The following is a 24099-nucleotide window of genomic DNA, read 5'->3' on the forward strand; positions in this document are numbered from 1 at the left end:
CGCCCATGCCCGTCTACACGCTTCCTGAACTGCCCTACGACTACTCCGCGCTCGCCCCGGTGATCAGCCCCGAGATCATCGAACTGCACCACGACAAGCACCACGCGGCCTATGTGAAGGGCGCCAACGACACGCTGGAGCAGCTCGCCGAGGCACGCGACACGGAGCGGTGGGGCGCGCTGAACGGTCTGGAGAAGAACCTGGCCTTCCATCTCTCCGGGCACATCCTGCACTCGATCTACTGGCACAACATGACCGGCGACGGCGGCGGCGAACCGCTGGCCGCGGACGGGGTGGGCGAGCTGGCGGACGCGATCACCGAGTCGTTCGGCTCGTTCGCCCATTTCAAGGCCCAGCTGTCCAAGGCCGCGGCCACCACCCAGGGATCCGGCTGGGGCGTGCTGGCGTACGAACCGCTGAGCGGACGCCTGATCGTCGAGCAGGTCTACGACCACCAGGGCAACGTGGGCCAGGGCGCGACCCCCATCCTGGTCTTCGACGCCTGGGAGCACGCCTTCTACCTCCAGTACCGGAACCAGAAGGCGGACTTCGTCGAGGCGATGTGGCAGGTCGTCAACTGGCAGGATGTGGCCCGCCGTCATGAGGCCGCCAAGTCCCGCGCGGACGTGCTGCTGATGGCGCCCTGACGGCGCGCCCCGGACCGTCCTGCCTCGTGATCGTCTTCTCACCCTTCACGCGGCGGGCGGAGTACGGGACCGGCCCCGCGAGGACGTGACTCGCGGGGCCGGTTCTGTTCACAGGGCCGGTTCTGTTCGCGGGCCCTTTCGACGGTTCTCTTCGCGGGGCCGGTCGACGGTCCCGCTCCGGAGCCCGGGTGACTCAGAGGTGTTTCAGAGGTTGCTGAAGTCGGGGCCCTTGGTGCGGGTCCGCTTGAGCTCGTAGAAGCCGGGCACGGAGGCGACGGCGAGGGTGCCGTCCCACAGCCGGAGCGCCTCCTCGCCCTTGGGGGTGGGGGTCACCACGGGGCCGAAGAAGGCCATCTCCTCGCCGTCGGGGCCGGGTACGGCGATGATCGGGGTGCCGACCTCCTGGCCCACCTTGTCGATGCCCTCCCGGTGGGAGGCGCGCAGTTCGGCGTCGTAGCTGTCCTTGTCCGCGTACTCGATCAGGTCGGCGGGCAGGTCCGCGTCGGCGAGGGCGGCGGCGATGCTGTCGCGGTTCACCCCGAGGCCCTCGTTGTGGAAGCGGGTGCCGAGGGCGGTGTACAGCCTGCCGACCGCCTCGTCGCCATGCAGCTGCTGGGCGGCGACGACCACCCGGACCGGACCCCATGTCTTGCCGCCGGGGCGCATGTTCTCGGCGTATTTCTCGGACAGTTCGTCCAGCCGGTTCTCGTTGAGCACGGCCAGGCTCATCACATGCCAGCGGACCTCGATGTCCCGGACCTTCGCCACCTCCAGCACCCAGCGGGAGGTCATCCAGGCCCAGGGGCACACTGGGTCGAACCAGAAGTCGACGGGGGTCTTCTCGGCCATATCACTCCTCGGGAGAACGCAGCTAACGGGCCAACGCGTCCGCTCGTCGTGTCATTCCCCTGCTGACCTGTCAGGGGCGCATGGCAGGATCGGTCCTGTTCGGCGTCGGCCGGACCCCGCCATACCGAGAACGCCGTCGTACCGAGAACCCCGTCATACCGACCAACGAGGGAGTGCCGCCGTGCCCGGTGAGAATCTGTCCCGCGACGAGGCCCGGGAGCGGGCCGCCCTGCTGTCCGTCGACGGGTACGAGGTGTCCCTGGACCTGCGGTCGGCCGTCGGCGACGGGGACGGGGACGGTGCGGGTGAGCCGCGCACCTTCCGCTCGGTCACCACGATCCGCTTCCGCTGCAACGAGCCGGGCGCGTCCAGCTTCGCGGATCTGATCGCGCCGAGCGTGACCGCGCTCTCGCTCAACGGCAGGGACCTCGACCCCAGTGAGGTCTTCGACGGCTCCCGAATCGCGCTGGAGGACCTGGCCGCCGAGAACGAGCTGGTCGTGGACGCGCGATGCGCCTACTCCCGCACCGGCGAGGGCCTGCACCGCTTCGTCGACCCGGAGGACGGCGAGGTGTATCTGTACACCCAGTACGAGCCGGCCGACTCCCGCCGGGTGTTCGCGAACTTCGAGCAGCCCGACCTCAAGGCCCCGTTCCGTTTCGAGGTGCGGGCGCCACAGGGCTGGACGGTGTGGAGCAACGGAGCCGGTGAACGCGCCGACGGGGTCTGGCGGTTCGCCGAGACCAAGCCGATCTCGACGTACATCACCTGCGTGGTGGCGGGCCCCTACCACTATGTGACCGACTCCTACGAGCGGACCTTCGAGGACGGTACGCGGCTGGAGATCCCGCTGGGCGCGATGTGCCGCAAGGGCCTCGCCCCGCACTTCGACGCGGACGACGTCTTCCTGGTCACCAAGCAGGGCCTGGACTTCTTCCACGACCACTTCGACTACCCGTACCCGTTCGGGAAGTACGACCAGGCGTTCGTGCCCGAGTACAACCTGGGCGCGATGGAGAACCCGGGTCTGGTGACCTTCCGCGAGGAGTACATCTTCCGCAGCAAGGTGACACAGGCGTCCTACGAGGCACGGGCCAACGTCATCCTGCACGAGATGGCGCACATGTGGTTCGGTGACCTGGTCACCATGGAGTGGTGGGACGACCTGTGGCTCAAGGAGTCCTTCGCCGACTTCATGGGCACGTTCGCGAACGTCGGCGCGACCCGTTTCACCGACGCCTGGATCACCTTCGCCAACCGCCGCAAGGCATGGGCGTACCGGGCCGACCAGCTGCCCTCCACGCATCCGATCACGGCGGACATCCGCGACCTCCAGGACGCCAAGCTCAACTTCGACGGCATCACCTACGCCAAGGGCGCCTCGGTGCTCAAGCAGCTCGTCGCGTACGTCGGCGAGGACGCCTTCCTGGAAGGCGCCCGGCGCTACTTCAAGCGGAACGCGTACGGCAACACCCGGCTCGGTGACCTGCTGTCGGTGCTGGAGGAGACCAGCGGCCGGGACATGGCGGCCTGGGCGCGGTCCTGGCTGCAGACGGCCGGGGTGAACTCGCTGACCCCGCAGGTGCTGCTGGACGCCGAGGGCCGGGTGAGCGAACTGGCCGTGCTCCAGGAGGCACCCGAGGCGCATCCCCGGCTGCGTCCGCACCGGGTGGCGGTGGGCCTGTACGGCCGTACCCCGGCCGGGGACCTGGAGCGGTACGCGCGCGTGGAGACGGACGTCGACGGTCCGCGCACCGTCGTGACCGAGCTGGCCGGCGCCGCCGCCCCGGAGCTGGTCCTGGTCAACGACGACGATCTGACGTACTGCAAGACGCGGCTCGACGCCACGTCGCTGGCCACGCTCCGGGACCACCTGGGCGCGCTGACTGACCCGTTGGCCCGCGCCCAGTGCTGGTCGGCGCTGTGGAACCTGACCCGGGACGCGCTGCTGCCGGCCCGGGACTTCATCGAGCTGGTGCTGCGCTTCGCGGGCCGCGAGAGCGAGATCGGCGTGGTGCAGATGCTGCACGCGTGGACGAGTTCGGCGCTGGTCCACTACGCGGCGCCCGAGTGGCGGGCGACGGGCGAGCGGCTGGTCGCCGACGGCGCCCTCGACGAGCTGCGGCGGGCCGAGCCGGGCAGCGAGCACCAGCTGGCCTGGGCGCGGTTCTTCGCGACGGTGGCGTCGGGCGAGGCGGACCTCGGGCTGCTGCGGGAGCTGCTGGACGGCACCACGAAGATCGACGGCCTGGAGGTGGACCAGGAGTTGCGCTGGGCGTTCCTTGGGCCGCTCACCGCCCACGGGGCCGCCGACGAGACCGCGCTCGCGGCGGAGCTGGCCCGCGACGACACGGCGTCCGGCAAGCGGCACCAGGTCCGCTGTCTGGCGGCCCGGCCCGCCGCCGCGGTCAAGGCGCAGGCGTGGGCGCAGGTGGTGGAGTCGGACGCGCTGTCCAACGCGCTGGTCGAGGCGACCATCGCGGGGTTCGCGCAGCCCTCGCAGCGGGAGCTGACGGCGCCGTACGCCGAGAAGTACTTCGCGGCGATCGAGCGGGTGTGGCGGCAGCGGTCGATCCAGATCGGCATGGACGTGGTCCAGGGCCTGTTCCCGGCCTACCAGGACGCGCCGCGGACGCTGGCGGCGGCGGACGCCTGGCTGGAGTCCCACCAGGAGTCCGCTCCCGCCCTGCGCAGACTGGTGCTGGAGGCGCGCGACGACCTGGCGCGGGCGCTGCGCGGGCAGACCCGCGACGCCGCCACCTCTGGCCAATGATTGGTCCGTCCGTCACCGTTACGGAATTCGGTCAATAGCAGCCGTAACCCCTGGGCCACACCCGAACGGACCAGGGGTTTTCCCTGCCTACTCGGCATCCGAACAACCGTCCTTTAGTGCCGCCTTGTCCGTATTTGTCGACGGCTGTGTAACAGCGGTTACGGGGCCGTCCGGAGGCGGGAATCCGGAGGTCATGACCCACAACACCCCGCTGTCCCCGCGCCCCCTCCACCGCCTCAGCGACATCCACCGCCGGGTGCTGACCGCGGCCCAGCTGCGCAAGCACGGCATCTCGACGGCCGAGCTGAACGAGCGGTGCCGCCCCGGCGGCCCCTGGCGGCAGCTGCTGCCGGGGGTGGTCCTGCTGCGCTCCGGGCCACCGACGAGCGAGGAGCGCCTGCACGCGACGCTGCTGTACGCGGGGCGCGTCTCGGTGCCGGGCGTGCCGCCGCAGCCCCGGCCCGAGGAGCCGCACACCCCCGTGTACACGGACGCGATGATCACCGGTCTGGTCGCGCTGACCCTGCACGGCTTCGCCTCGACGCCCCCGCTGTCGTCCCTGGAGCGCATCGACGTACTGGTGCCGCGCGCCCGGCGGCTGCGCTCGACGGACGCGGTACGCCTCGTCCGCACGCCGATCATGCCCGCCCCGCAGCAGGTGACCGGTCTGCCGGTGGCACCCGTGCCGCGTGCCGTGGCGGACGCGGTGGCGGACCTCTCGGACGCGGGCGCCGTGCGGCTGCTGCTGTCCGAGGCGGTCCGGGCCGGCCACTGCGAGCCGACCGCCGTGGTCCGGGAGCTGAACCGGGCGAAGCTGCTCGGCCGGCCGCATGTGGTGGACGCGGTGGACTCGCTCCTTGCCGAGGGCCGGGCCCTCGCGGAGGACCACCTGTACCGGATGGTGCGGGAGCACGGCCTGCCGGACCCGGTGTGGAACGTGGACCTGCGGCTGCCCGGCGGCCCGCACCTGGGCGGCCTTGACGTGTACTGGCCGGACCAGGCGGTGGCGGTGGAACTGGACACCCGGGCCCCGCGCCAGGACGAGGACGCCCTCTGGTCGGAGTACGCGCGCAAGCGCGAGCTCCTGGAGCGCCTCGGCATCACGGTCGTCCACATCTCCCCGAGGAAGCTGAGGGAGTCGCTGGAGCAGCAGGCGGCGGTGGTCCGCACCGCGCTGATGGCGTCCGGCGACCGCGCCCCGGCCGCGCATGTCGTGGTCCTGCCCCGGTAGTGCGCGGGGCGCAGACCTTGCGGACCGTCCTCGTGAGCAGCGGGTCAGCCGGTCCGACGCGGTGCGGACCTGGCGCACGGGTCAACGTGTCACGGCACCGTTCAAACGTGCCACGGCACCGTTCAAGCGCCGTCCAACAGAATTCCCCCTCGATCTACTCGATCTACTCGATCTAACAGAATTCCCCCTCGATCACGGCGTCCATGTCCCCGGTCCAGTCCCCGTTGAAGTTGAGCGCCAGCGTGTGCCGGCCGTCGGCCGTCGTCACCGCCGAGGAGCTGGAGCCGTGGATGCCTCCGTCGTGCCCCCAGACATGGACGCCGCAGGACAGGGTGCGGTCCATGAGGCCGAGGCCGTAGCCCATGTTCGGCGCCTCGTCGGCCGCGACCGTGGTCTTCATCTCCTTCAGCTGCCGCGCGGGCAGCAGGTCGCCGCGGAGCAGCGCCCGGTAGAACCGGGTCAGGTCGGCCGAGTCGGAGATCATCTCGCCCGCGGACGACGCGATGGACGGGTTCAGCCGCGTGACGTCGTACGACGGTCCCGTCGCGGTCTCGGCCAACTTCGAGTAGGCGCGGCTGCTCGGCCGTGGAAGGCCGGCCCGGGTGCCCGGCACCGAGGTGCCCGTGAGCTTCAGCGGACGGATGATCCGCCGGTCGATCTCCTCGGCGTACGGGCGGCCCGTCACCTGCTCGATCACCATGCCCGCCAGGACATAGTTGGTGTTCGAGTAGGTCCAGGAGGTGCCGGGCGCGAAGTCCGGCCGATGGCGCATGGCGATCGCCACCAGCTCGCGCGGGGACACGGTGTCGTAGCGGTGCCGGAAGAAGCCGTCCTTGAGGAAGTAGGCACGGTCGAAGTCGTCGTCGGCCGTGTAGTTGTAGATGCCGCTGTTGTGGTTGAGGAGCATGCGGAGCGTGATCGCGCGACCGTCGTGGCCGTGGCCGCGCACCACCCCGGGCAGCCACCTGTCCACCGGGTCGTCCAGTGACACCTGGCCCTCGGCCGCCAGTTGGAGCAGGACGGTGGCGACGAAGGTCTTGGTGATGCTGCCGACGCGGTAGCGGTCGGCCGCGGAACGCGGGGCGCCGGTGCGGGTGTCCCCCACGCCGGCCGTCGCCGCCCAGGTGCCGTGGGCGTCCCGGACGGTCGCGGTGACGCCGGGCACACCGTCGGCGACCGCGGCCTCGATGGCCCGGCGGGTGGCCGCGTGGCCGTCGGCGCCCTCGGCGGGCTCCGCCGCAAGCGCCGGTCCCGCCAGGGCCAGCGACAGCACCACGACCGTCGCTCCCATCACTGCCGTACGTACGGACATGTCGTTCCCCCTGCCTGTTGGGCTCGTTCGAGCCGGGTTGCGGGGAGGGACACCGAGGCGGCAGCGGGGGTTGTCTCGTTGTGGGCCGGTTGAGCGCGATCCGGCCTCAGCGCTTGGTCAGCACCAGCTCCGTGTTGCGGTCGGCCGCGGAGCCCGCAAGTGTCTTGTTGGCGCCGGGGGCGTTGAAGGCCAGCTCTCGATAGAGGGCGGCCAGGCCGGTCTGGGACAGGTCGGTGTGGTCGGCGCGGTGCGGTGCGGCGGATTCGACGAGCGTGGTGAACAGCGACAGCGTGCCGTCCTTGTTGTCCACCAGCTCTATCACGCGGGCGAGTTGGGGGTGGTCGACGTGGGAGGCGGTGGAGATCTCCCAGAAGGAGCGGTGGCCGGCCGCGGCATGCGGGGTGATGACGTTGCGGTGGATGTGGCCGTTCACCCAGGCCAGCACGTTTGCGTGGCGCGCGAGGACGGAGAGCACCGCGGCGCCGTCGTGCCGGTGCTCGCCGGGGTGGGCCGGGTCGGGGCGGGCGTTGTCCATCGACTGGCTGGTGTGATGGCTGAAGACGATCGCATACGCGTCCCCGTTGTCCCGCAGGGTCCGGTCCAGCCAGTTCAACTGGGCGGTGCCGATGGAGCCTGCGTAGTGGCCGCCCGGGTCGGTGGTGTCCAGGCTGATGCCGATCACGTCGTCGGCGATCCGGAACGAGTAGTACTGGGTGCCCGCGTCCACGTTGGCCGACGCGTACCCGTGGCCGACCGGCCCGGATCCGGTGTACGCCGGGTCGAGATGGGCCTTGAGGTACTCGGCCGGGGTGTACGGGGCGCGCTTCTCGTCGGGTGTGACCGAACGCAGATCGCGGGCGTGCGCCTTCAACAGGTCCCGGAAGCCCGCGCCCTGCGGTTCGGTGGCGTTCTTGATGGTGTCCTGGAACTTCTTCGCCTCGGCCGCTTCCAGGCTCATCAGTTTCTTGCCGCCGACCGCGAACTCGGTCAGATAGGGGTCGCCGTGGGAGCCGTAACAGCCGAGCGGCAGGGCGTCGTGGTTGCCGACCGTGGAGTACCAGGGCAGATTCAGGCCGGGGCTGCGGACCTCCCGGACCGCGGCCGCCAGGTAGCCCCTCAGCTGCGGGAAGCCGAACGCCTTGTCCCGGTCGTGGAGCACCGAGTCGGGCTGCCAGAACATCTTGAGCCCGCTGTTCTGGACGCCCTCGTAGTGCCGTGGATCACCGGAGTCGGGGGTGATGGTCCCGCCGCTCATGACCTTCATGAACCACTCCAGTTCGGAGCGGGCGTTGTTGTCGGTGTTGTCGCCGGTGGTCATGACGAAGTGCAGCGGCGACCCGGTGACCGGCGCGCCCCGCAGCGCGTTGACCCGCTCGACCAGCGAGACGGCCCCGGGCACGGTCAGCGCCTCGTGCGGGCGCCAGGCGTGCGGGTCGGTGGAGCGCAGGAACTCCAGCCGCAGCGGATGCTGGACGTCCATCAGATGCAGATCGGTCAGCTGCACGAACGCGGCGAGGGGGGTACGGCGGTCCGCGCGGCCGGACTTGGCCGCGGCCAGTTCGTCGCGCACCACCCGCGGCCAGCCGGGCCCGTCGCCGAGCCGCCGGTAGCCGGAGCCGCCCTGCGGGGCGGCGACGGAGTCGACGGTCGTGCCCCTGGTGTACGGGGCGAGTGGCGGCGCGGGCGCCTTCCGGGAGGAGGCGAGGGGCGCCTCGGCGGCGGTGGCGGCCTGACTGTCGGTGGGGCGCAGGGCGTAGCCGACGCCCGCGGACAGGGACACCGCTCCGACGGCGGCGAGGACGGTACGGCGGTTGACCCCCAGCGCGGAGCTGGCGACAGAGCGTATGCGCGACATGGCGCGATCTCCCCGAGTGCGAACGCGTCGGCAGTGGTCGCGGGTGATCGCCATCGCGAACAACCCGCTCGCTCTGGATCGTTGGCACCGGGGGTGACCTGCGCGTGAACGAGGCGGCAACGTGCGGCGCCGATCACCGTACGTGGATCACCGTGTACGGTGCGCGGCCATGCGGCGGATTTCGGGCGGCCCAGGGACGGTCACTCCGTGTTCATCTGCGGGGGTAGGGGACGGTCGCCTGGCGCCGCCTGGGGCCGTCCCCCCGCCGGGCGCTCGCGCCACAGCCGCAGCGCGGCGTCGATGAGCGGCACCCGGTGCAGACCGGCCACCGCGGACAGGTCCTGCCAGGCGGCCAGGTCGGTGGAGCCGTTCACCTCGTTGCGCAGTTCGCCGCCGGTGATCCGCCCCTCGTAGACGAGCCGTACGCCGTGGTGGTCGACGCCGCGGCCGAAGCGGCGCGGTGCCGTCCGGCGCAGCGAGTCCACGCCGAGCAGGCCGGTCACCTCGATGCGGTAGCCGGTCTCCTCGCGCACCTCGCGGCGCACGGTGTCATAGGGGTCCTCGCCGTGCTCCATGCCGCCGCCGGGCAGCACCCACTCGGGCGGGCCCGCGAGGGCCGGCGAGCGGGCGAGCAGGATCTGTCCGTCGCGGACGCACACGGCGTAGGCCGCCACCCTCAGTCTCTTGCGCACAGGCCGACGTTAGCCGTGGCAGGCCCGGACCGGGAACGGGTTTACGGGCCGGGCGACCGGGCGACGACATCCCGCCGCCGTACGCATTGCCGCCCTCGGAACAATCGGTTTTCCCTGTCAAGTCATTGAGTTCAGTTCGCACATTACGGCGGCATCGGCATCGGTGGCGAGACGTCGCCGCCCGCGATAGTCACGGCGTCCCGGGGCGCCGTGCCGCAGCGCGCCCCGGGACGGGACTACGTGGTTCGAAGGCAGGCAAACACGCGCTCTGTCCGAGGTTCGCTCCACTCGTCAACGGCAACGCGTGTCACGCCACGCCTGTTCATCTCTTCCCACGCCCCTCGGCGTTCCGAGTTCAGGCTCGAACAATGGGCAGGTCGAGGTAGCAACCGGCGAGGCCACGATGAAACTTGAGGAGGGGCGGCGCGCCATCGGCGGGCACATGTGCGAACCTGGTCTTGTTGCTCCCGGCAAGACATACCCTCAGACGGTGCCCCTTCGGGAGACGAGCGGAGATGGGCTGCAAGGCGAACTCCAAGGTGGCGGGCTCGCCCGGAGTGAGTGGTTCCGCGTCGCGTTCCAAACAGCTGTGCTGGGGCCCGAGCGCATCGAAGGGCGAATCGACCCACACCTTCCGGTGCAGGGCGCGCATCTGACCCTCGGTGAGATAGCAGGACACCCCGTCCGGCCTTACGGCTTCGAGGTACACGAAGAAGTTTCCGTCCTCGCGGGTGGAGGTGATGTTCAGGTGGACGACCGGATGCCCGGTGATCTCGAGGTCGTGCGTCAGCGGCTCGCTGGTGTACGCAAGCCGGGCGGCGTCGAACTGTCGCCGATCTCCATAATTCACTCTTGTGCTGCTGGTGCTGGTCCATCGGTCGTTGGGGACATCCCCCAGCTCGGGGTCGACCTGGAACGAGTCGAAGCCTGTCTTGCCGGGCGAGGAACTCAGGCGGAATCCGCTTGCCATGTACCAGCGGCGGCGGGTGGCCGGGGGCGGCCACGAGCGGGTCCATTTCCACGCGCCCTCCCCGAGGGTGTAGTAGTGGAGGACCTTGCCCTGCTCGTGGGCGGCCTGGCCGTTGAGGCACAAGTCCGCGAAGTGCATGACATTCGCCTTCTGCGTCGGCGGCGCCGGAAGGATCGCCTCGTTGTCGGGCTGGAGGGGGTCATACGGCTTGTCGTAGCCATGGGGCCACGGGCCGATGATCACGCTCATCGGGTTGGACATGTGCACGAAGCGGCGGGCCGCCCCTTCCGGCGTGGCGGCGTCGAACCAGCCGGCCCAGTATTGGGTTGGGGTACCTGACCGAGAAGCCTTGTCCGCAAATTCCTGAATGTACCCCTCAAGCAGGGAGGCTCCTCCCCAGGTTGTGGGCCGATCGTCGCGGAACGTGATCTGCTTCAAACCGTCCCAGAGAGGGGCTGCCGTGTGCTCGCGCACGGCAGCCGCGAGGTCCGCCTCACCGTCCGCCCCGACGGGACGAACTCCCGGGGAGCCGATGTTGTGGTCCTGGTCGTAGATCCCTTTGCTCCAGGCCGGCCAAGTGACGGTATTGGGGACCCCGTTGGGGAAGATGGTTTCATAGCCGTCGTAGTCGTCGGACTCCGGAATGATGCCTTTCAGTGCCGGATTGTTGTGCACCGCCATGAACTCCGCCATGTTGCCGGGGGAGGAATGGCCGTAGCCGACCACACTGCCCGTGGACCAGGGCTGCGCGGCGATCCAGTCCAGAACTTCACTGAAGTCCTTTACTTGCGCGAGTGAACGCTCGTGGAGCGACACCCCGAATGAAGCGCCGGTGCCGCGACAGTCTCCCACCACCACGGCATACCCGTGCGGAACGAACAGGTCAGCCACTGAGTTCGACGGCTGACCCTTTCTGCCGCGCCAGTAGCGCGTCATCACGAGAATGGTTCCGCGCTTGGTGTCGGCGTCGTCACCCGCCGGGCGGACGACATCCAAGGCGATCTTCACGCCGTCGCCCATCGTCACATACACCGATTCCAGTGGGCCGACCTTGTGGGGCCGCGTAGCTTCGCCGCGCAGATCGAATCGGAAAATGGAATCTGGCGTGGGTGTCGCCGTGTTCGATGCGTCTGCCGCATATGCGTAGGTTCTCGGCACAAGGAGCGTGCCGGACGCGGCGACCGCGCTGCCTTGAAGTAGCCAGCGGCGAGAGATGCTCATGCAGTTCTCCTCATTTCAGATCGGGGCTCGCCGTGACGGCATGGCCCCTGCTGTGCCGATGGGACTCGCTGCACTCCAGAACTGTCGATTCGGTGGCAATGCGTGGTAATGCCCACCCCGGCCGGCGTGTGAAATGCCATGCCGGGCCGGAATTTCCGGGAATGAGGGCGCCGGTTGGACTAGCTGTTGACGTAACGTCGGTGAACGCGCGGACGATACATTCCGGTGACGATCTCGTAGTCGATAGTGCCCGCCGCATCCGCCCAGTCATGAGCAGTTGGCACTCCCTGCGCGCCGCCGAAGAGGACAACTTCGTTGCCGATCAGCGGACGGTCGTCACCGCAGTCGACGACGAGCTGGTCCATGCACACGCGTCCGACCACGTTCCTCGACTTGCCATCGAGCCACACCGCCATACGGCCCGAGAGCGCGCGGGGTACGCCGTCTGCATAGCCCACCGGGACCAGGGCCAGTGTGGTCTCGCGCTCGGCGGTCCAGGTACTCCCGTAGGAGACGGATTCACCCGGTGGGATCGTCTTGGTCAGTACGACGCTGGACCGGAATGTCATTGCGGGCCGCAGGGTGACGGTGTGTTCGCCTCCGATCGGGTCGAGTCCGTAGACCGCGATGCCGACCCGGACGACATCGAAGTGGAGGTCGGGCCGGGAGAGGGTTGCCGCCGAATTGGCGATGTGCCGTTTCGGGTTGAGGCCGGTGGCACGGGCTACTTGGTATGCCTCTTCGAACCGCCGGGCCTGGAGGTCGGTGGCGGGGTGGCCGGTCTCGTCCGCGCAGGCCAGGTGGGACCAGATGGCTACAATTTCCACCGCTGGTTCCGCCGCGGCCGCTTTCGTGAGCTGGGGCCACTGTTCGGGCGGGCATCCGTTGCGCCACAGTCCGGTGTCGGCCTTGAGATGGATGCGCGCGGTGCGGCCCGCCCGGCGCGCGGCTTGCGCGATGACCGTGAGTTCGCTGAGTGAGCTCACGGATACGTCGATGTCCTCGGCGATCGCTCGGTCGAAGTCGGCGGTGGAGGTCTCCAGCCAGCTGAACAGGCGTGCGGAGACACCGTGTTCGCGCAGTTCGAAGGCGCTGGCCAGGTCGCACGTGCCCAGCCAAGTGGCGCCTGCGGCCAGGGCCGCCTCGGCCACCGGCAGCAGCCCGTGGCCGTATGCGTCCGCCTTCACGACGGCCATGGTTGCTGCCCCGCTTCTCTGGGCGAGTGCGGAGAGCAGGGCGACGTTGTGCCGGATTGCGGCCAAGTCGACGACTGTCTCGGCGCGAGGAGGCCGATCATCGGTCTGCGGCGTGCTGTGGAGGGTCTTCCGCCTTGTTCTCATGGACGTCAGTGCCTGTTCCGTCTCATCGCTGTCGTCGATGGGCGACAGCGTCGAACTCGACCTTGGTCGCGCCACGGAGCCTGCTCACTTCGACGGTCGTTCGGGCCGGTGCGCCGGCGCGGCACACCACCTCGGTGTAGACCTCATTGAGCGTCGGCAGCTGATCGATGTCCGCGACGTAGCCGTTGATCTTCACTACCGTCGACCAGTCCGCGCCCGCCGCTTCGAGACAGGTTTCGAGATTGCGCAATGCAGTGCGGACCTGGGTTGCGAAGTCGTCTGCCACAGTGCCGTCGGACTCGATCGGCAGGGCGCCGCTCGTCCAGACCATCCCGCCGAATGCGACCGCAGCCGAGTAGGGGGCGCCCTGCGGGGTGGAGTCCAGTTGGATGAGCTCGCGCACGAGCCCGGGTTCAGTCGTCATCGTTCAATTGCCCTTTCGTATCGGCTCAGGTGCCGCCGTACGCCCCGACCCTGCTGGTCCGTTGTCGGATCGAGGGTGTCGGCACGGTGTGTTCAGAGCTGGTATGTGCGGAAGTCCGCAGTGCACGGGTTGCCGATTGCCACGGAAGCGCGGCGTTCCTCGCAGTCGAAGACCACGGACGCGGCAGTGACCGACGGCTGCTGGTCGTTCACGTGACAGCAGACCGAGTACGGGTCACCGCGGTGGTCGGCAAGCAGCGCGGCGATCTCGTCGAGAGAGTCGGCTTGGAGGCGTTCCAGGAGTTCGCCGGCGCGCGTGTGCCGGGCACGCGAAGAGACGGGCACGTTCGGCAGGTCTTCTTCGTATGCGATGCGGCTGTTCACCGCGTGATTGGCGTGTACCCATCCCCGACCGGTCTGGGGGAGGTGGACGGGCTGCGGTTCGTCGGCGGAGACCTCGATCAGGTCGGCTCCCGCAGGGTCGCCCACCAGGTAGGTCCGGCCACCGACGCCACCGTGCTCGGCCAGCTTGCCAAGCCCGTCGGCCCTGTTGCGTTCGGCCAGGATCATGCGCCGCATGACCTTGCTGGGAACGCCGAGGCGCAGGCGGCGGGTGAACAGGTCGGCGTTGACGAGGGCCACGCCGGCCTCGTTCATGCCGTTCCATCCGATGCCGCCGGGCGAGGCCAGGACGAGAGTTCTCAGGGTGTCCGGTCCATGGTGCAGGTGGGGCCGCAGAGCACGGTGCATCTGGGTGCGCAGGGCGCTCGACGAGGAGAGGTTGGAGTCCCAGTTCTGCGCGACGATCGGACCGCGGCCGGGGCGGGAGATGCCGACGACGGTGCATCCGCCGGCGCCCAGGGCGGCCTGCTTCGCGAAGTCGAGGGCCTCGAAGACGTTGATCTGGACGACATCGGCGCGTCGGCAGTCGGCTCCCTCTGCGATGCCCGCCAGTTCCTCGGCGATCGCCGGCGCGGCGGTCTGTGTGGCCTGCCACCACGGGGCGACGTCCTCTTCGGTGACGCCGTTCAGAGCATCAACAGCGACCCGTTCCGACAGACCAGCGTCGACGGCGAATGCGGGCGAGATGAAGACAGGATCCCCCGGACGGAGCCCGAACCGCTCGACCGCCCGCAGCAGATCCCTGACACCCACAATCCCCTCTTCGGGAGGCCGCCCCCAACGCTCGGGATCGGGAACCCACACCACACGCCACTCGCCACTCGTCCACGAGCGCACTCTCCTGACGCTTGAACACCTCAAGGCATCAGGGAATGCCCAACAGATCACTCTTTGGACTCCTAAGTCCCCCGTGGCGTATGGCGGATGTACGCCATCCCTTGCTCACGCGACGGTCAACTCTCCCCAAAGTTCTCACCGTTGGGTCAAGCTGAGCGATCGTGCGGCACCGACATCCGGGCTGCCGTGCGCAACGTTCCTTATACCTACAAGGGATGCCGATGACCCTCACCCCCAAGAGCGACCCGATACCGGGCGCGAGACGCGTGGCCCGCATCGCCGTGGCCGCGGGTCTGGTGGCCGCGCTCTCCGCGGCCGGCCCGATACCCCTGGCCGTCGCCGCGACCACCACCGCGGCGACGGCCGACCCCGGTGTCAAGGCGGACCACGACAAGTTGGGTTCGGACGACGCCGACCTGCTCGCCGAGGCCAAGGCGGCCGGCGAGAAGAACGTCACGATGATGATCGCCACCGCGCCCGGCCGGACCGCGCGGGTCGCCGAGCAGCTGGACGCGGTCAAGGGCGGCTCCGTCGGCCGCACTTACGACAAGCTGGGTTACGTCCGCGCCACCGTCCCGACCGGCAAGGCGGACGCGGCCATCGCCGCTGCCGCCGAGCTGTCCTCGGTGCACGCCATCGACCTGCGCCAGGAGATCCCGCTCGACGACCCGTCGCCGGCCGCGGACACCGCCAAGGGTGCCAGGCTCGCCGCGACGGCGCAGACCTGGTCGGCGCCGGGCCGCAGCACCCCCGCCGCGAACCCGTACAACCCGTCCTTCGAGACGGGCGCCGTCGACTTCGTGAGGAAGCACCCGAAGGCGGACGGCCGCGGCGTCACCATCGGCATCCTCGACTCCGGTGTCGACCTCGGCCACCCGGCGTTGCAGAAGACCAGCACCGGCGAGCGGAAGATCGTCGACTGGGTGACGGCCACCGACCCGATCGTCGACGACGACCGGACCTGGCGCCCGATGGTCACCGCCGTCTCCGGGCCGTCGTTCACCTACGACGACCAGAACTGGCGGGCCCCGGCGGGCTCCTACCAGATCAGTGTCTTCGAGGAGTCCGCCACCGCGGGAGGTGACGCGGCGGGCGACGCGAACCGCGACGGCGACACCACCGACTCCTGGGGTGTGCTCTACGACCCCGCGGCGGGCACGGTCCGCGTCGACCTGAACAACAACAACGACTTCGGCGACGACACCCCGATGAAGCCGTACAAGGACGGCTACCAGATCGGGTACTTCGGCACTGACGACCCGCGGACCGACGTGGTCGAGCGGCAGCCCTTCGTCGTGCAGCTCCGCAAGGACGTGCCGATGGACCCCTACGGCGGGTCCTGGGTCGGCAAGAAGGCCGACTTCGTCAACATCGGCGTCATCGAGTCGGAGCACGGCACACACGTCGCCGGTATCACCTCCGCCAACGGCCTGTTCGGCGGGAGGATGAACGGCGCCGCCCCCGGCGTGAAGCTGGTCTCCTCCCGTGCCTGCACCTGGAGCGGCGGCTGCACCAACGTGGCGCTCACCGAGGGCATGATCGACCTCGTGGCCGACCGCGGCGTCGACATCGTCAACATGTCGATCGGCGGCCTGCCGGCGCTCAACGACGGCAACAACGCGCGCGCCGAGCTGTACACGCGGCTCATCGACACCTACGGCGTGCAACTCGTCATCTCCGCGGGCAACTCCGGCCCCGGCGCCAACACGATCGGCGACCCGGGCCTGGCCGACAAGGTGATCTCGGTCGGCGCGAGCATCTCCAAGGAGACCTGGGCGGCCGACTACGGCTCCCGGGTGGAGAAGACGTACGCGATGATGCCCTTCTCCTCCCGCGGCCCGCGCGAGGACGGCGGCTTCACCCCGACCCTGACCGCACCCGGCGCCGCGATCAACACCACCCAGACCTGGCTGCCGGGTGGCCCGGTCGCCGAGGCGGGCTACTCCCTACCGGCCGGCTACTCCATGCTCCAGGGCACCTCGATGGCCTCCCCGCAGGCGGCCGGCGCGAGCGCCCTGCTGCTGAGCGCCGCCCAGCAGCGGCACATCGACCTCGACCCGGCCACCCTGCGCACCGCCCTGACCTCGACCGCCGACCACATCAAGGGTGTGCAGGCGTACGAGGAAGGCGCGGGCCTGATCAACATCGTCGACGCCTGGCAGGCCGTCCGGAAGGGCGCGAGCGCCCATGACTACACGGTCAAGGCCCCGGTCGACACCGCGATCGACTCCGCGCTGAAGACGCCGGGCTTCGGCACCGGCCTGTACGACCGCGAGGGCGGGCTGAAGGCCGGGCAGCAGAAGACGTACGACGTCACGATCACCCGTACCTCCGGCGCGGACCGGGCGATCCGGCACAGGCTGCGCGTCGCGAACAACGCCGGTGACACCTTCCGGATCGTCGGCCCGGACACGGTGCGGCTGCCGCTGAACCGGCCGGTGACCGTCAAGGTCCGGGCCGCCCCGAAGTCCGCGGGCCTCAAGAGCGCGATCCTGGAGGTCGACGACCCGTGGACGGAGGGCGTCGACCGGCAGATCCTCACCACGGTCGTGGTCGCGGCGCCGGTCAACCACACCTACTCCGCGTCGGGTTCGGTGCAGCGCAACAGCACACGGTCGTACTTCCTCACGGTCCCCGAGGGTGCCAAGTCCCTGGAGGTCGCGATCGGCGGGCTGCGGGGCACGAGTCAGACCCGGTTCATCGCCGTCCACCCGTACGGCGTTCCGGTCGACAACACCTCGACGCCGTACTGCTACAACAACTACCTGGACGGCAACGGCTGCCGGCCCGACGTGCGCTCGTACACCGATCCGCAGGCCGGGGTCTGGGAGATCGAGGTCGAGGCGCGCCGCACCTCGCCGCTGCTCGACAACCCGTACCAGCTGGACGTCACCGTCCTCGGCGCGACCTTCGACCCGGCGACCGTGACCCTGCCCGAGGCCAAGGTCGGCGTCCCGGCCCCCGCCTCCTGGAAGGTGACCAACGGCTTCGCCGCCCTGGACGGCTCGCTGGTCGGCGGTCCGCTCGGCTCCTCGAAGACCGACCGGCCCACCGTCAAGGAGGGCGAGAGCCGACTCACCGAGGTGACCGTGCCGGAGGGCACCCAGTCCCTGGACATCGCCATCGGCAAGGTCTCCGACCCCGCCGCCGACCTGGACCTGGCCGTGTACGACGCCGAGGGCAAGCAGGTCGCCCAGTCCGCGAACGGCGACTCGGAGGAGACGGTCTCCATCGCCGACCCGGCCGCGGGCACCTACACCGTCGAGGTCACCGGCTACTCGGTGCCGACGGGCTCCACCGACTACGACTACCGGGATGTGTTCTTCTCCTCCACCCTCGGCACCGTCACGGTCGACGAGTCGGCGCCGGTGAGGCTCGGCACGGGCGCCTCGGCCACGGTGACCGGACAGGTCACGGCGGCCGCACCGGCCCCGGAGGGGCGCGAGTTCTTCGGTCGGGTGCAGCTGGTGAACGCGCGCGGCACGGTCGCGGGCGTCGGCAGCGTGCAGATCGAGAAGGTCACGCCGTGACGCCGTGACGTCATGACACCGGGAACACCGGAGCACCGTGGGCACGGTGACGCGGTGACGGAGTGAGCAGAGGGGCGGGCGGCCCAAGCGGTGGGCGCCCGCCCCTTCGCCGTGTCTCATGGGCACTCGGGGGCGGGCGAGAGCGCCAGTTCCCGTTCGACGGTCCCGCGTCGCTCCGCGATCTCCCGCGCGTCCGTCACCCACAGGTCGGGCGAGCCCGCCCCGCGGGGGACGGTCAGCAGGACATGCTCGCCGGGGCGCGGGCGCGCCGCGACGGCCTCGTCCGTCACCACGGTGACCTCGGCCGCGCCCCGCTCGGGCCGGTAGTAGCGGGTCACGCGCAGGGTGACCCGCTCCGACCCGGTGCCGGGCACCGCCTCGACGCCGACCACATCGCCCTCGACCACGAGCCGGGCGCACACCGCCGGGTACGCCGGGCGGCTGTCGGCGCGGCTCTCGGCCTTGGCCGCGCTGTCGTCGGCGCCCACCGAGACGCCGCCGGTGCCGGGCTGGGCCAGCAGCCAGCCCAGCCCGGACAGGACGGTCACCACGCAGGCCACGGCCAGGGCGCCGAAGGCGAGCGCCGGGAAGCGGCGCCGGGGGCGGGCCGGGCGTGGAGCCCGCCGCGGTGCGGGCCGCGCCGCCGGGGCGGGGGCCCCCGGGGCGGGCGCCGCGAGCGCGTCCCCGATGACCTTCAACTGCTCCCGCAGCAGCGCGACATCGGCCTGCGCGGCGCGATACTCCGCGGCGGCCCGGAGGTCCGTCGGGTCCGGCCCGGTCGCCTCCGGGCCCGCCTCGCCGGTGATCGCGGCCAGCAGCGCGTCAGTACCGTCGTACGGATTCTGCTCGGCGGTCACGTCACACCACCTCGTCCTCGTGCAGCCGGGCGCGCAGGGCGCGGACCGCCGTGTGCAGCCTGCTCTTGACCGTGCCCTCGGGGATGCCGAGTTCCTCGGAAATCCCGCGGACCGGGAGGTCGGCGTAGAACCGCAGGACGAGGACCTGGCGCTGGGCGTCGGGCAGGTCGTCCAGGCCCTGGGCGACGGCGAGGGAGAGCAGGCTGGTCTCTTCGCCGGAGGGGTGGTCCGCCTGTCGGAGCGAGGCCAGCCGTTCGCCGAGCCGGTCCTGGCGGCGCTTGGCCCGGTGCCAGTCCATGGCCAGGTTGGAGGCCACGACCGCCGCCCACGCGGACACGTCGCGTGGCGCCTCCTCGCCCTTCGCGGCCCGTTCCAGCAGCCGCAGGCGGACCTGCTGCACCCCGTCCAGCAGGTCCGCCTGCGGTACGCCGCCCAGTGCGAGCACCGCCCGCACCCGGCGTTCCTGGGCCGCGTCCAGCGGATCGTCGCCCCCGTCGGCGATCGGCTCCGGGCCGCGCCGGGCCCTTCTGCGCAGCACAAGCCACCCCCTCAGCACGTTTCTCCTACGACGCCGCGATCCGCCGAAACGTTCGGGGGAATTCTCCGGGCGGGCGGAGGCGTACGTCACACCGCCGTATGGCCGGGCCGGCAGCGGGCAGCCGGGAGACAGCACAGCTTGCGGCGTGGAGGCCACGGCGGGGGAATTTCTCCAGCTCAACTGGGGTACGGACGGAACGCGCCGACCCGGCCGCCGGGCGCCGACGTCCCGGTTCCTCGCCGTGCCCGGCAAAGAATTGGACATGCGGACCGGGCCGGGCCGCATGATGGAAACGCCGCCGCCTCCGCCATCGGGCCAGGCAATGCGGGCAGCACACACGCAGCACAGACGGACAGCACACGTAGAGGGAGTCGCCGTGAGGGTCGGAATCGTCGGAGCCACCGGTCAGGTCGGCACGGTCATGCGCAGGATCCTCACCGAGCGGAACTTCCCGGTGGACGAGCTGCGCCTGTTCGCGTCCGCCCGTTCCGCCGGGACGGTCCTCGACGGCGTCCCGGTGGAGGACGCGGCGACCGCCGACTACACCGGCCTGGACATCGTGCTGTTCTCCGCGGGCGGCGCCACCTCCCGGGCGCTGGCCGAGAAGGTCGCCGCCCAGGGCCCCGTCGTGATCGACAACTCCTCGGCCTGGCGCCGGGACCCGGAGGTACCCCTGGTGGTCTCCGAGGTGAACCCGCACGCGATCGCGGACCGCCCCAAGGGCATCATCGCCAACCCGAACTGCACGACGATGGCCGCGATGCCGGTCCTGGGGCCGCTGCACCGGGAGGCGGGCCTTGAGGCGCTGGTCGTCGCCACTTACCAGGCGGTCTCCGGCTCGGGCCTGGCGGGCGTGGCGGAGCTGCACGGCCAGGCCCAGAAGGTGGTCGCCGAGGCGGACCGGCTCACTCACGACGGCTCGGCCGTCGTCTTCCCGGAGCCGCAGGTCTACCGGCGCCCCATCGCCTTCAACGTGCTCCCCTTCGCCGGGAACCTCGTCGACGACGGTCTGAACGAGACCGACGAGGAGCAGAAGCTGCGCAACGAGTCCCGCCGGATCCTGGAGATCCCCGGCCTGAAGGTCTCCGGCACCTGTGTGCGCGTCCCGGTCTTCTCCGGCCACTCCCTCCAGGTCAACGCCCGCTTTACGCGTCCGCTGTCCCCGGAGCGGGCCACGGAGCTGCTCGCCGAGGCGCCGGGCGTGGTCCTCACCGACATCCCGACCCCGCTCCAGGCGGCCGGTCAGGACCCGTCGTACGTCGGCCGCATCCGCCGCGACGAGACGGTGGACCACGGCCTGGCCCTGTTCGTCTCCAACGACAACCTGCGCAAGGGCGCGGCCCTGAACGCCGTCCAGATCGCGGAACTGGTCGCGGCCGAGCTGACGCGCTGACCCCGCACGACCATGAAGGAGCGCCCACCAACCGGTGGGCGCTCCTTCGTCTGGATGCGGCGGATTGCGGGCAGGCTCACGCTGATCTTCACACCACCACGTTGACGCCCTCTCCTGCCCGAGGGCAGGAGATTCCGGTCAGTACCGCTTGGCGGTACCACCTCGGGTTCCTGTTTCACGGGCCACTGCCGTCCGGTGAGGGACGGTCTTACACGGCCTCCGCAGGCCTGACTTCCCGCCCGTCCGGCGGTAGGCCCGGCAACTCCGTTGCCGCGCCAGGCGATTCTAGCCGTGCCGCTGCGGCCCTTCGGGCCGCTACGGGCAGGATGCCCTACACCTCCATCCTGAAGGGTGGAGCACTGGGCAAGTGTTCGGTAGCGAGGTACGACCAGGGCGGCTACCCGCCGTACTACCGTTCGGGCGCTGACCCCTGCGTACCGGGCGTCGTCATGCCCCCGGGCTCACGCGCGGCCGCCCCGGTCACCGGCGGATATGGACATCGCGCTCCGTGGACGACCCGTGGAAGGATGGCGTAACGCACACATAACGAGGAGATGACCGCGTGCCTGGCACAAACCTGACTCGCGAAGAGGCTCAGCAGCGGGCGAAGCTGCTCACCGTTGACTCGTACGAGGTCGATCTCGACCTCTCCGGCGCGCAGAGTGGGGGAGGGACCTACCGGTCCGTGACCACGGTGCGCTTCGACGTCGCGGAGGCAGGCGCCGAGTCCTTCATCGACCTGGTGGCCCCCACCGTCCACGAGGTGACGCTCAACGGCGACCCGCTCGATGCGGCCGAGGTCTTCGCGGATTCCCGGATCGCGCTGCCCGGCCTGTCGGCCGGCCGCAACGTCCTGCGGGTCGTGGCGGACTGCGCGTACACGAACACCGGCGAGGGGCTGCACCGCTTCGTCGATCCGGTCGACCAGCAGGCGTACCTGTACACCCAGTTCGAGGTGCCGGACGCCCGCCGGGTCTTCGCCTCCTTCGAGCAGCCGGACCTGAAGGCGACCTTCCAGTTCACCGTGAAGGCGCCGACGGGCTGGACCGTCATCTCCAACTCCCCGACACCCGAGCCCGAGGACGACCTCTGGGTCTTCGCGCCGACGCCGCGCATCTCGACGTACATCACCGCGCTGATCGTCGGCCCGTACCACTCCGTGCACAGCGTGTACGAGAAGGACGGCCGGCGCGTGCCCCTCGGCATCTACTGCCGTCCCTCGCTCGCCGAGTTCCTCGACTCGGACGCCATCTTCGAGGTGACCCGGCAGGGCTTCGAGTGGTTCGAGGAGAAGTTCGACTACGCGTACCCGTTCGAGAAGTACGACCAGCTCTTCGTGCCGGAGTTCAACGCCGGCGCGATGGAGAACGCGGGTGCGGTCACCATCCGGGACCAGTACGTCTTCCGGTCCAAGGTGACCGACGCGGCCTACGAGATGCGGGCCGAGACCATCCTGCACGAGCTGGCCCACATGTGGTTCGGCGACCTGGTCACCATGGAGTGGTGGAACGACCTGTGGCTGAACGAGTCGTTCGCCACCTACACCTCCATCGCCTGCCAGGCATACGCACCCGAGTCCCGGTGGCCGCACTCGTGGACCACCTTCGCCAACTCCATGAAGACCTGGGCCTACCGGCAGGACCAGCTGCCCTCCACACACCCGATCATGGCGGAGATCCGCGACCTGGACGATGTGCTCGTCAACTTCGACGGCATCACGTACGCCAAGGGCGCCAGCGTGCTCAAGCAACTGGTCGCGTACGTCGGCATGGACGAGTTCTTCAGGGGCGTGCGGGCCTACTTCAAGCGCCACGCGTACGGCAATACGCGCCTGTCCGACCTGCTGGGCGCCCTGGAGGAGACCTCCGGCCGTGATCTGAAGACCTGGTCGAAGAAGTGGCTGGAGACGGCCGGCATCAACGTCCTGCGCCCGGAGATCGAGACGGACGCCCACGGCGTCATCACCTCCTTCGCGATCCGCCAGGAGGCCCCGGCGCTGCCCGCCGGTGCCAAGGGAGAGCCGATCCTGCGTCCGCACCGCGTCGCGGTCGGCCTGTACGACCTCGACGAGGCGAGCGGCAAGCTGGTGCGCGACGAGCGGATCGAGCTGGACGTGGACGGCGAGCTGACGGCCTTGCCGCAACTGACCGGGCGGCGCCGTCCGGACGTGATCCTGCTCAACGACGACGACCTGTCGTACGCGAAGGTCCGGCTGGACGAGGCGTCCCTCGCCTTCGTCACCGAGCACCTCGGCGACTTCACGTCCTCGCTGCCCCGCGCCCTGTGCTGGGCGTCGGCCTGGGACATGACCCGGGACGCGGAGCTGGCCACCCGTGACTATCTGTCCCTGGTGCTGTCCGGCATCGGCAAGGAGTCCGACATCGGCGTGGTGCAGTCGCTGCAACGGCAGGTGAAGCTGGCGATCGAGATGTATGCCGACCCCGCCGCCCGCGAGGCGCTGCTCACCCGCTGGACGGATGCCACGCTGGCGCATCTGCGCTCCGCCGAGCCGGGCGGCGACCACCAGCTGGCCTGGGCGCGGGCGTTCGCGGCGACCGCCCGTACGCCGGAGCAGCTGGACCTGCTGGAGGGCCTGCTGGACGGCACGCACACGGTCGGGGGCCTGGCCGTGGACACGGACCTGCGCTGGGCGTTCGTGGAGCGGCTGGCGGCGGTCGGCCGGTTCGACGAGACGGAGATCGCGGGCGAGTACGAGCGGGACAGGACCGCGGCCGGTGAGCGGCACGCGGCCACCGCGCGGGCGGCCCGTCCGACGCCGGAGGCCAAGGCGGAGGCGTGGGCGTCGGTCATCGAGTCCGACAAGCTCCCGAACGCCGTCCAGGAGGCCGTGATCGGCGGCTTCGTGCAGAGCGACCAGCGCGAGCTGCTGGCGCCCTACGCGGAGCGGTACTTCGCGGTCGTCAAGGACATCTGGGACGCCCGCTCGCACGAGATCGCCCAGCAGATCGCGGTCGGCTTCTACCCGGCGATCCAGGTGTCCGAGGAGACCCTTCTCCGGACGGACACCTGGCTCGGCTCGGCCGAGCCCAACGCGGCTCTGCGGCGCCTCGTCTCGGAGTCCCGTGCGGGTGTGCAGCGGGCCCTGAAGGCCCAGGCGGCGGACGCGGCGGCGGCAACCGCGTAACCGCAACCGTCACCGGGCCGGACAACCGGGGGGCGCCGCACGCGACGCCCCCCGGTTCCGGACTCACCACCTCGCCCGCCGTTG

Annotated in this window: 16 protein-coding genes; 6 read left to right on the forward strand and 10 right to left on the reverse strand. The window is 70.3% G+C overall.

The features are described from left to right. Positions 1–5 precede the first annotated feature (5 nt). Positions 6–647, forward strand: coding sequence for a superoxide dismutase (locus ACWEKM_RS06100; protein ID WP_451619958.1), 642 nt, complete (start codon positions 6–8; stop codon positions 645–647). 204 nt (positions 648–851) lie between these two features. On the opposite strand, the gene ACWEKM_RS06105 is transcribed toward ACWEKM_RS06100, so the two are convergent. Next, complete coding sequence (locus ACWEKM_RS06105; protein ID WP_451619959.1) at positions 852–1496, reverse strand: mycothiol-dependent nitroreductase Rv2466c family protein; 645 nt, start codon at positions 1494–1496, stop codon at positions 852–854. 181 nt (positions 1497–1677) lie between these two features. Here ACWEKM_RS06105 and pepN (ACWEKM_RS06110) point away from each other — a divergent pair, with 181 nt between their 5' ends. Beyond that, positions 1678–4269 carry an aminopeptidase N gene (gene pepN / locus ACWEKM_RS06110; protein WP_451619960.1) on the forward strand — a complete coding sequence of 864 codons (2592 nt, stop codon included), beginning with the start codon at positions 1678–1680 and terminating at the stop codon, positions 4267–4269. A 193-nt stretch (positions 4270–4462) separates the two neighbouring features. Then, positions 4463–5500 carry a hypothetical protein gene (locus ACWEKM_RS06115; RefSeq protein ID WP_451619961.1) on the forward strand — a complete coding sequence of 346 codons (1038 nt, stop codon included), beginning with the start codon at positions 4463–4465 and terminating at the stop codon, positions 5498–5500. 172 nt (positions 5501–5672) lie between these two features. Here ACWEKM_RS06115 and ACWEKM_RS06120 read toward each other — a convergent pair whose 3' ends face one another. From ACWEKM_RS06120 to ACWEKM_RS06150, 7 genes are all read right to left on the reverse strand, one after another. Then, entirely contained in the window at positions 5673–6812 is a 1140-nt protein-coding gene (locus ACWEKM_RS06120; protein WP_451619962.1) for a serine hydrolase domain-containing protein, read from the reverse strand. Between the two features lie 106 nt (positions 6813–6918). Then, positions 6919–8667, reverse strand: coding sequence for a TIGR03767 family metallophosphoesterase (locus ACWEKM_RS06125; RefSeq protein ID WP_451619963.1), 1749 nt, complete (start codon positions 8665–8667; stop codon positions 6919–6921). 200 nt (positions 8668–8867) lie between these two features. Continuing rightward, the gene (locus ACWEKM_RS06130; protein WP_451619964.1) at positions 8868–9359 is read right to left on the reverse strand and encodes an NUDIX hydrolase; all 492 of its coding nucleotides are present in this window, start codon (positions 9357–9359) and stop codon (positions 8868–8870) included. Positions 9360–9714: 355 nt separating this feature from the next. Then, complete coding sequence (locus ACWEKM_RS06135; protein ID WP_451619965.1) at positions 9715–11550, reverse strand: CocE/NonD family hydrolase; 1836 nt, start codon at positions 11548–11550, stop codon at positions 9715–9717. Positions 11551–11729: 179 nt separating this feature from the next. Then, on the reverse strand, positions 11730–12812 hold the full coding sequence (gene alr / locus ACWEKM_RS06140; RefSeq protein WP_451619966.1) for an alanine racemase: 1083 nt from the start codon (positions 12810–12812) through the stop codon (positions 11730–11732). Between the two features lie 100 nt (positions 12813–12912). Continuing rightward, a complete protein-coding gene (locus tag ACWEKM_RS06145; protein ID WP_451619967.1) occupies positions 12913–13293 on the reverse strand; it encodes a RidA family protein in 381 nt (126 codons plus the stop codon). Positions 13294–13406: 113 nt separating this feature from the next. Further along, the gene (locus tag ACWEKM_RS06150) at positions 13407–14468 is read right to left on the reverse strand and encodes a C45 family autoproteolytic acyltransferase/hydolase (protein ID WP_451619968.1); all 1062 of its coding nucleotides are present in this window, start codon (positions 14466–14468) and stop codon (positions 13407–13409) included. A gap of 305 nt (positions 14469–14773) precedes the next feature. On the opposite strand from ACWEKM_RS06150, the gene ACWEKM_RS06155 reads away from it, so the two are divergent. Next, complete coding sequence (locus ACWEKM_RS06155) at positions 14774–18082, forward strand: S8 family serine peptidase (protein WP_451619969.1); 3309 nt, start codon at positions 14774–14776, stop codon at positions 18080–18082. 116 nt (positions 18083–18198) lie between these two features. On the opposite strand, the gene ACWEKM_RS06160 is transcribed toward ACWEKM_RS06155, so the two are convergent. Further along, positions 18199–18939: a hypothetical protein gene (locus ACWEKM_RS06160; RefSeq protein WP_451619970.1), complete on the reverse strand. Its 741-nt coding sequence runs from the start codon at positions 18937–18939 to the stop codon at positions 18199–18201. A gap of 1 nt (position 18940) precedes the next feature. Further along, complete coding sequence (locus ACWEKM_RS06165) at positions 18941–19477, reverse strand: sigma-70 family RNA polymerase sigma factor (protein WP_451619971.1); 537 nt, start codon at positions 19475–19477, stop codon at positions 18941–18943. Positions 19478–19853: 376 nt separating this feature from the next. On the opposite strand from ACWEKM_RS06165, the gene ACWEKM_RS06170 reads away from it, so the two are divergent. Both ACWEKM_RS06170 and pepN (ACWEKM_RS06175) read left to right on the forward strand, forming a co-directional pair. Continuing rightward, the gene (locus tag ACWEKM_RS06170; protein ID WP_451619972.1) at positions 19854–20870 is read left to right on the forward strand and encodes an aspartate-semialdehyde dehydrogenase; all 1017 of its coding nucleotides are present in this window, start codon (positions 19854–19856) and stop codon (positions 20868–20870) included. Positions 20871–21432: 562 nt separating this feature from the next. Continuing rightward, positions 21433–24015 (forward strand): aminopeptidase N, encoded by a 2583-nt coding sequence (gene pepN, locus ACWEKM_RS06175; RefSeq protein WP_451619973.1) that lies wholly within the window; start codon positions 21433–21435, stop codon positions 24013–24015. Positions 24016–24099: the final 84 nt, after the last annotated feature.

It is taken from the genome of Streptomyces sp. NPDC004752 (assembly GCF_053601275.1).

What these genes read in the sequence shown, in the direction of transcription:
- ACWEKM_RS06100 (WP_451619958.1), top strand. Translation starts at nt 6, where the DNA reads ATGCCCGTCTACACGCTTCCTGAACTGCCCTACGACTACTCCGCGCTC.
- ACWEKM_RS06115 (WP_451619961.1), top strand. Translation starts at nt 4,463, where the DNA reads ATGACCCACAACACCCCGCTGTCCCCGCGCCCCCTCCACCGCCTCAGC.
- ACWEKM_RS06125 (WP_451619963.1), bottom strand. Translation starts at nt 8,667, where the DNA reads ATGTCGCGCATACGCTCTGTCGCCAGCTCCGCGCTGGGGGTCAACCGC.
- ACWEKM_RS06135 (WP_451619965.1), bottom strand. Translation starts at nt 11,550, where the DNA reads ATGAGCATCTCTCGCCGCTGGCTACTTCAAGGCAGCGCGGTCGCCGCG.
- ACWEKM_RS06155 (WP_451619969.1), top strand. Translation starts at nt 14,774, where the DNA reads ATGACCCTCACCCCCAAGAGCGACCCGATACCGGGCGCGAGACGCGTG.
- ACWEKM_RS06120 (WP_451619962.1), bottom strand. Translation starts at nt 6,812, where the DNA reads ATGTCCGTACGTACGGCAGTGATGGGAGCGACGGTCGTGGTGCTGTCG.
- ACWEKM_RS06105 (WP_451619959.1), bottom strand. Translation starts at nt 1,496, where the DNA reads ATGGCCGAGAAGACCCCCGTCGACTTCTGGTTCGACCCAGTGTGCCCC.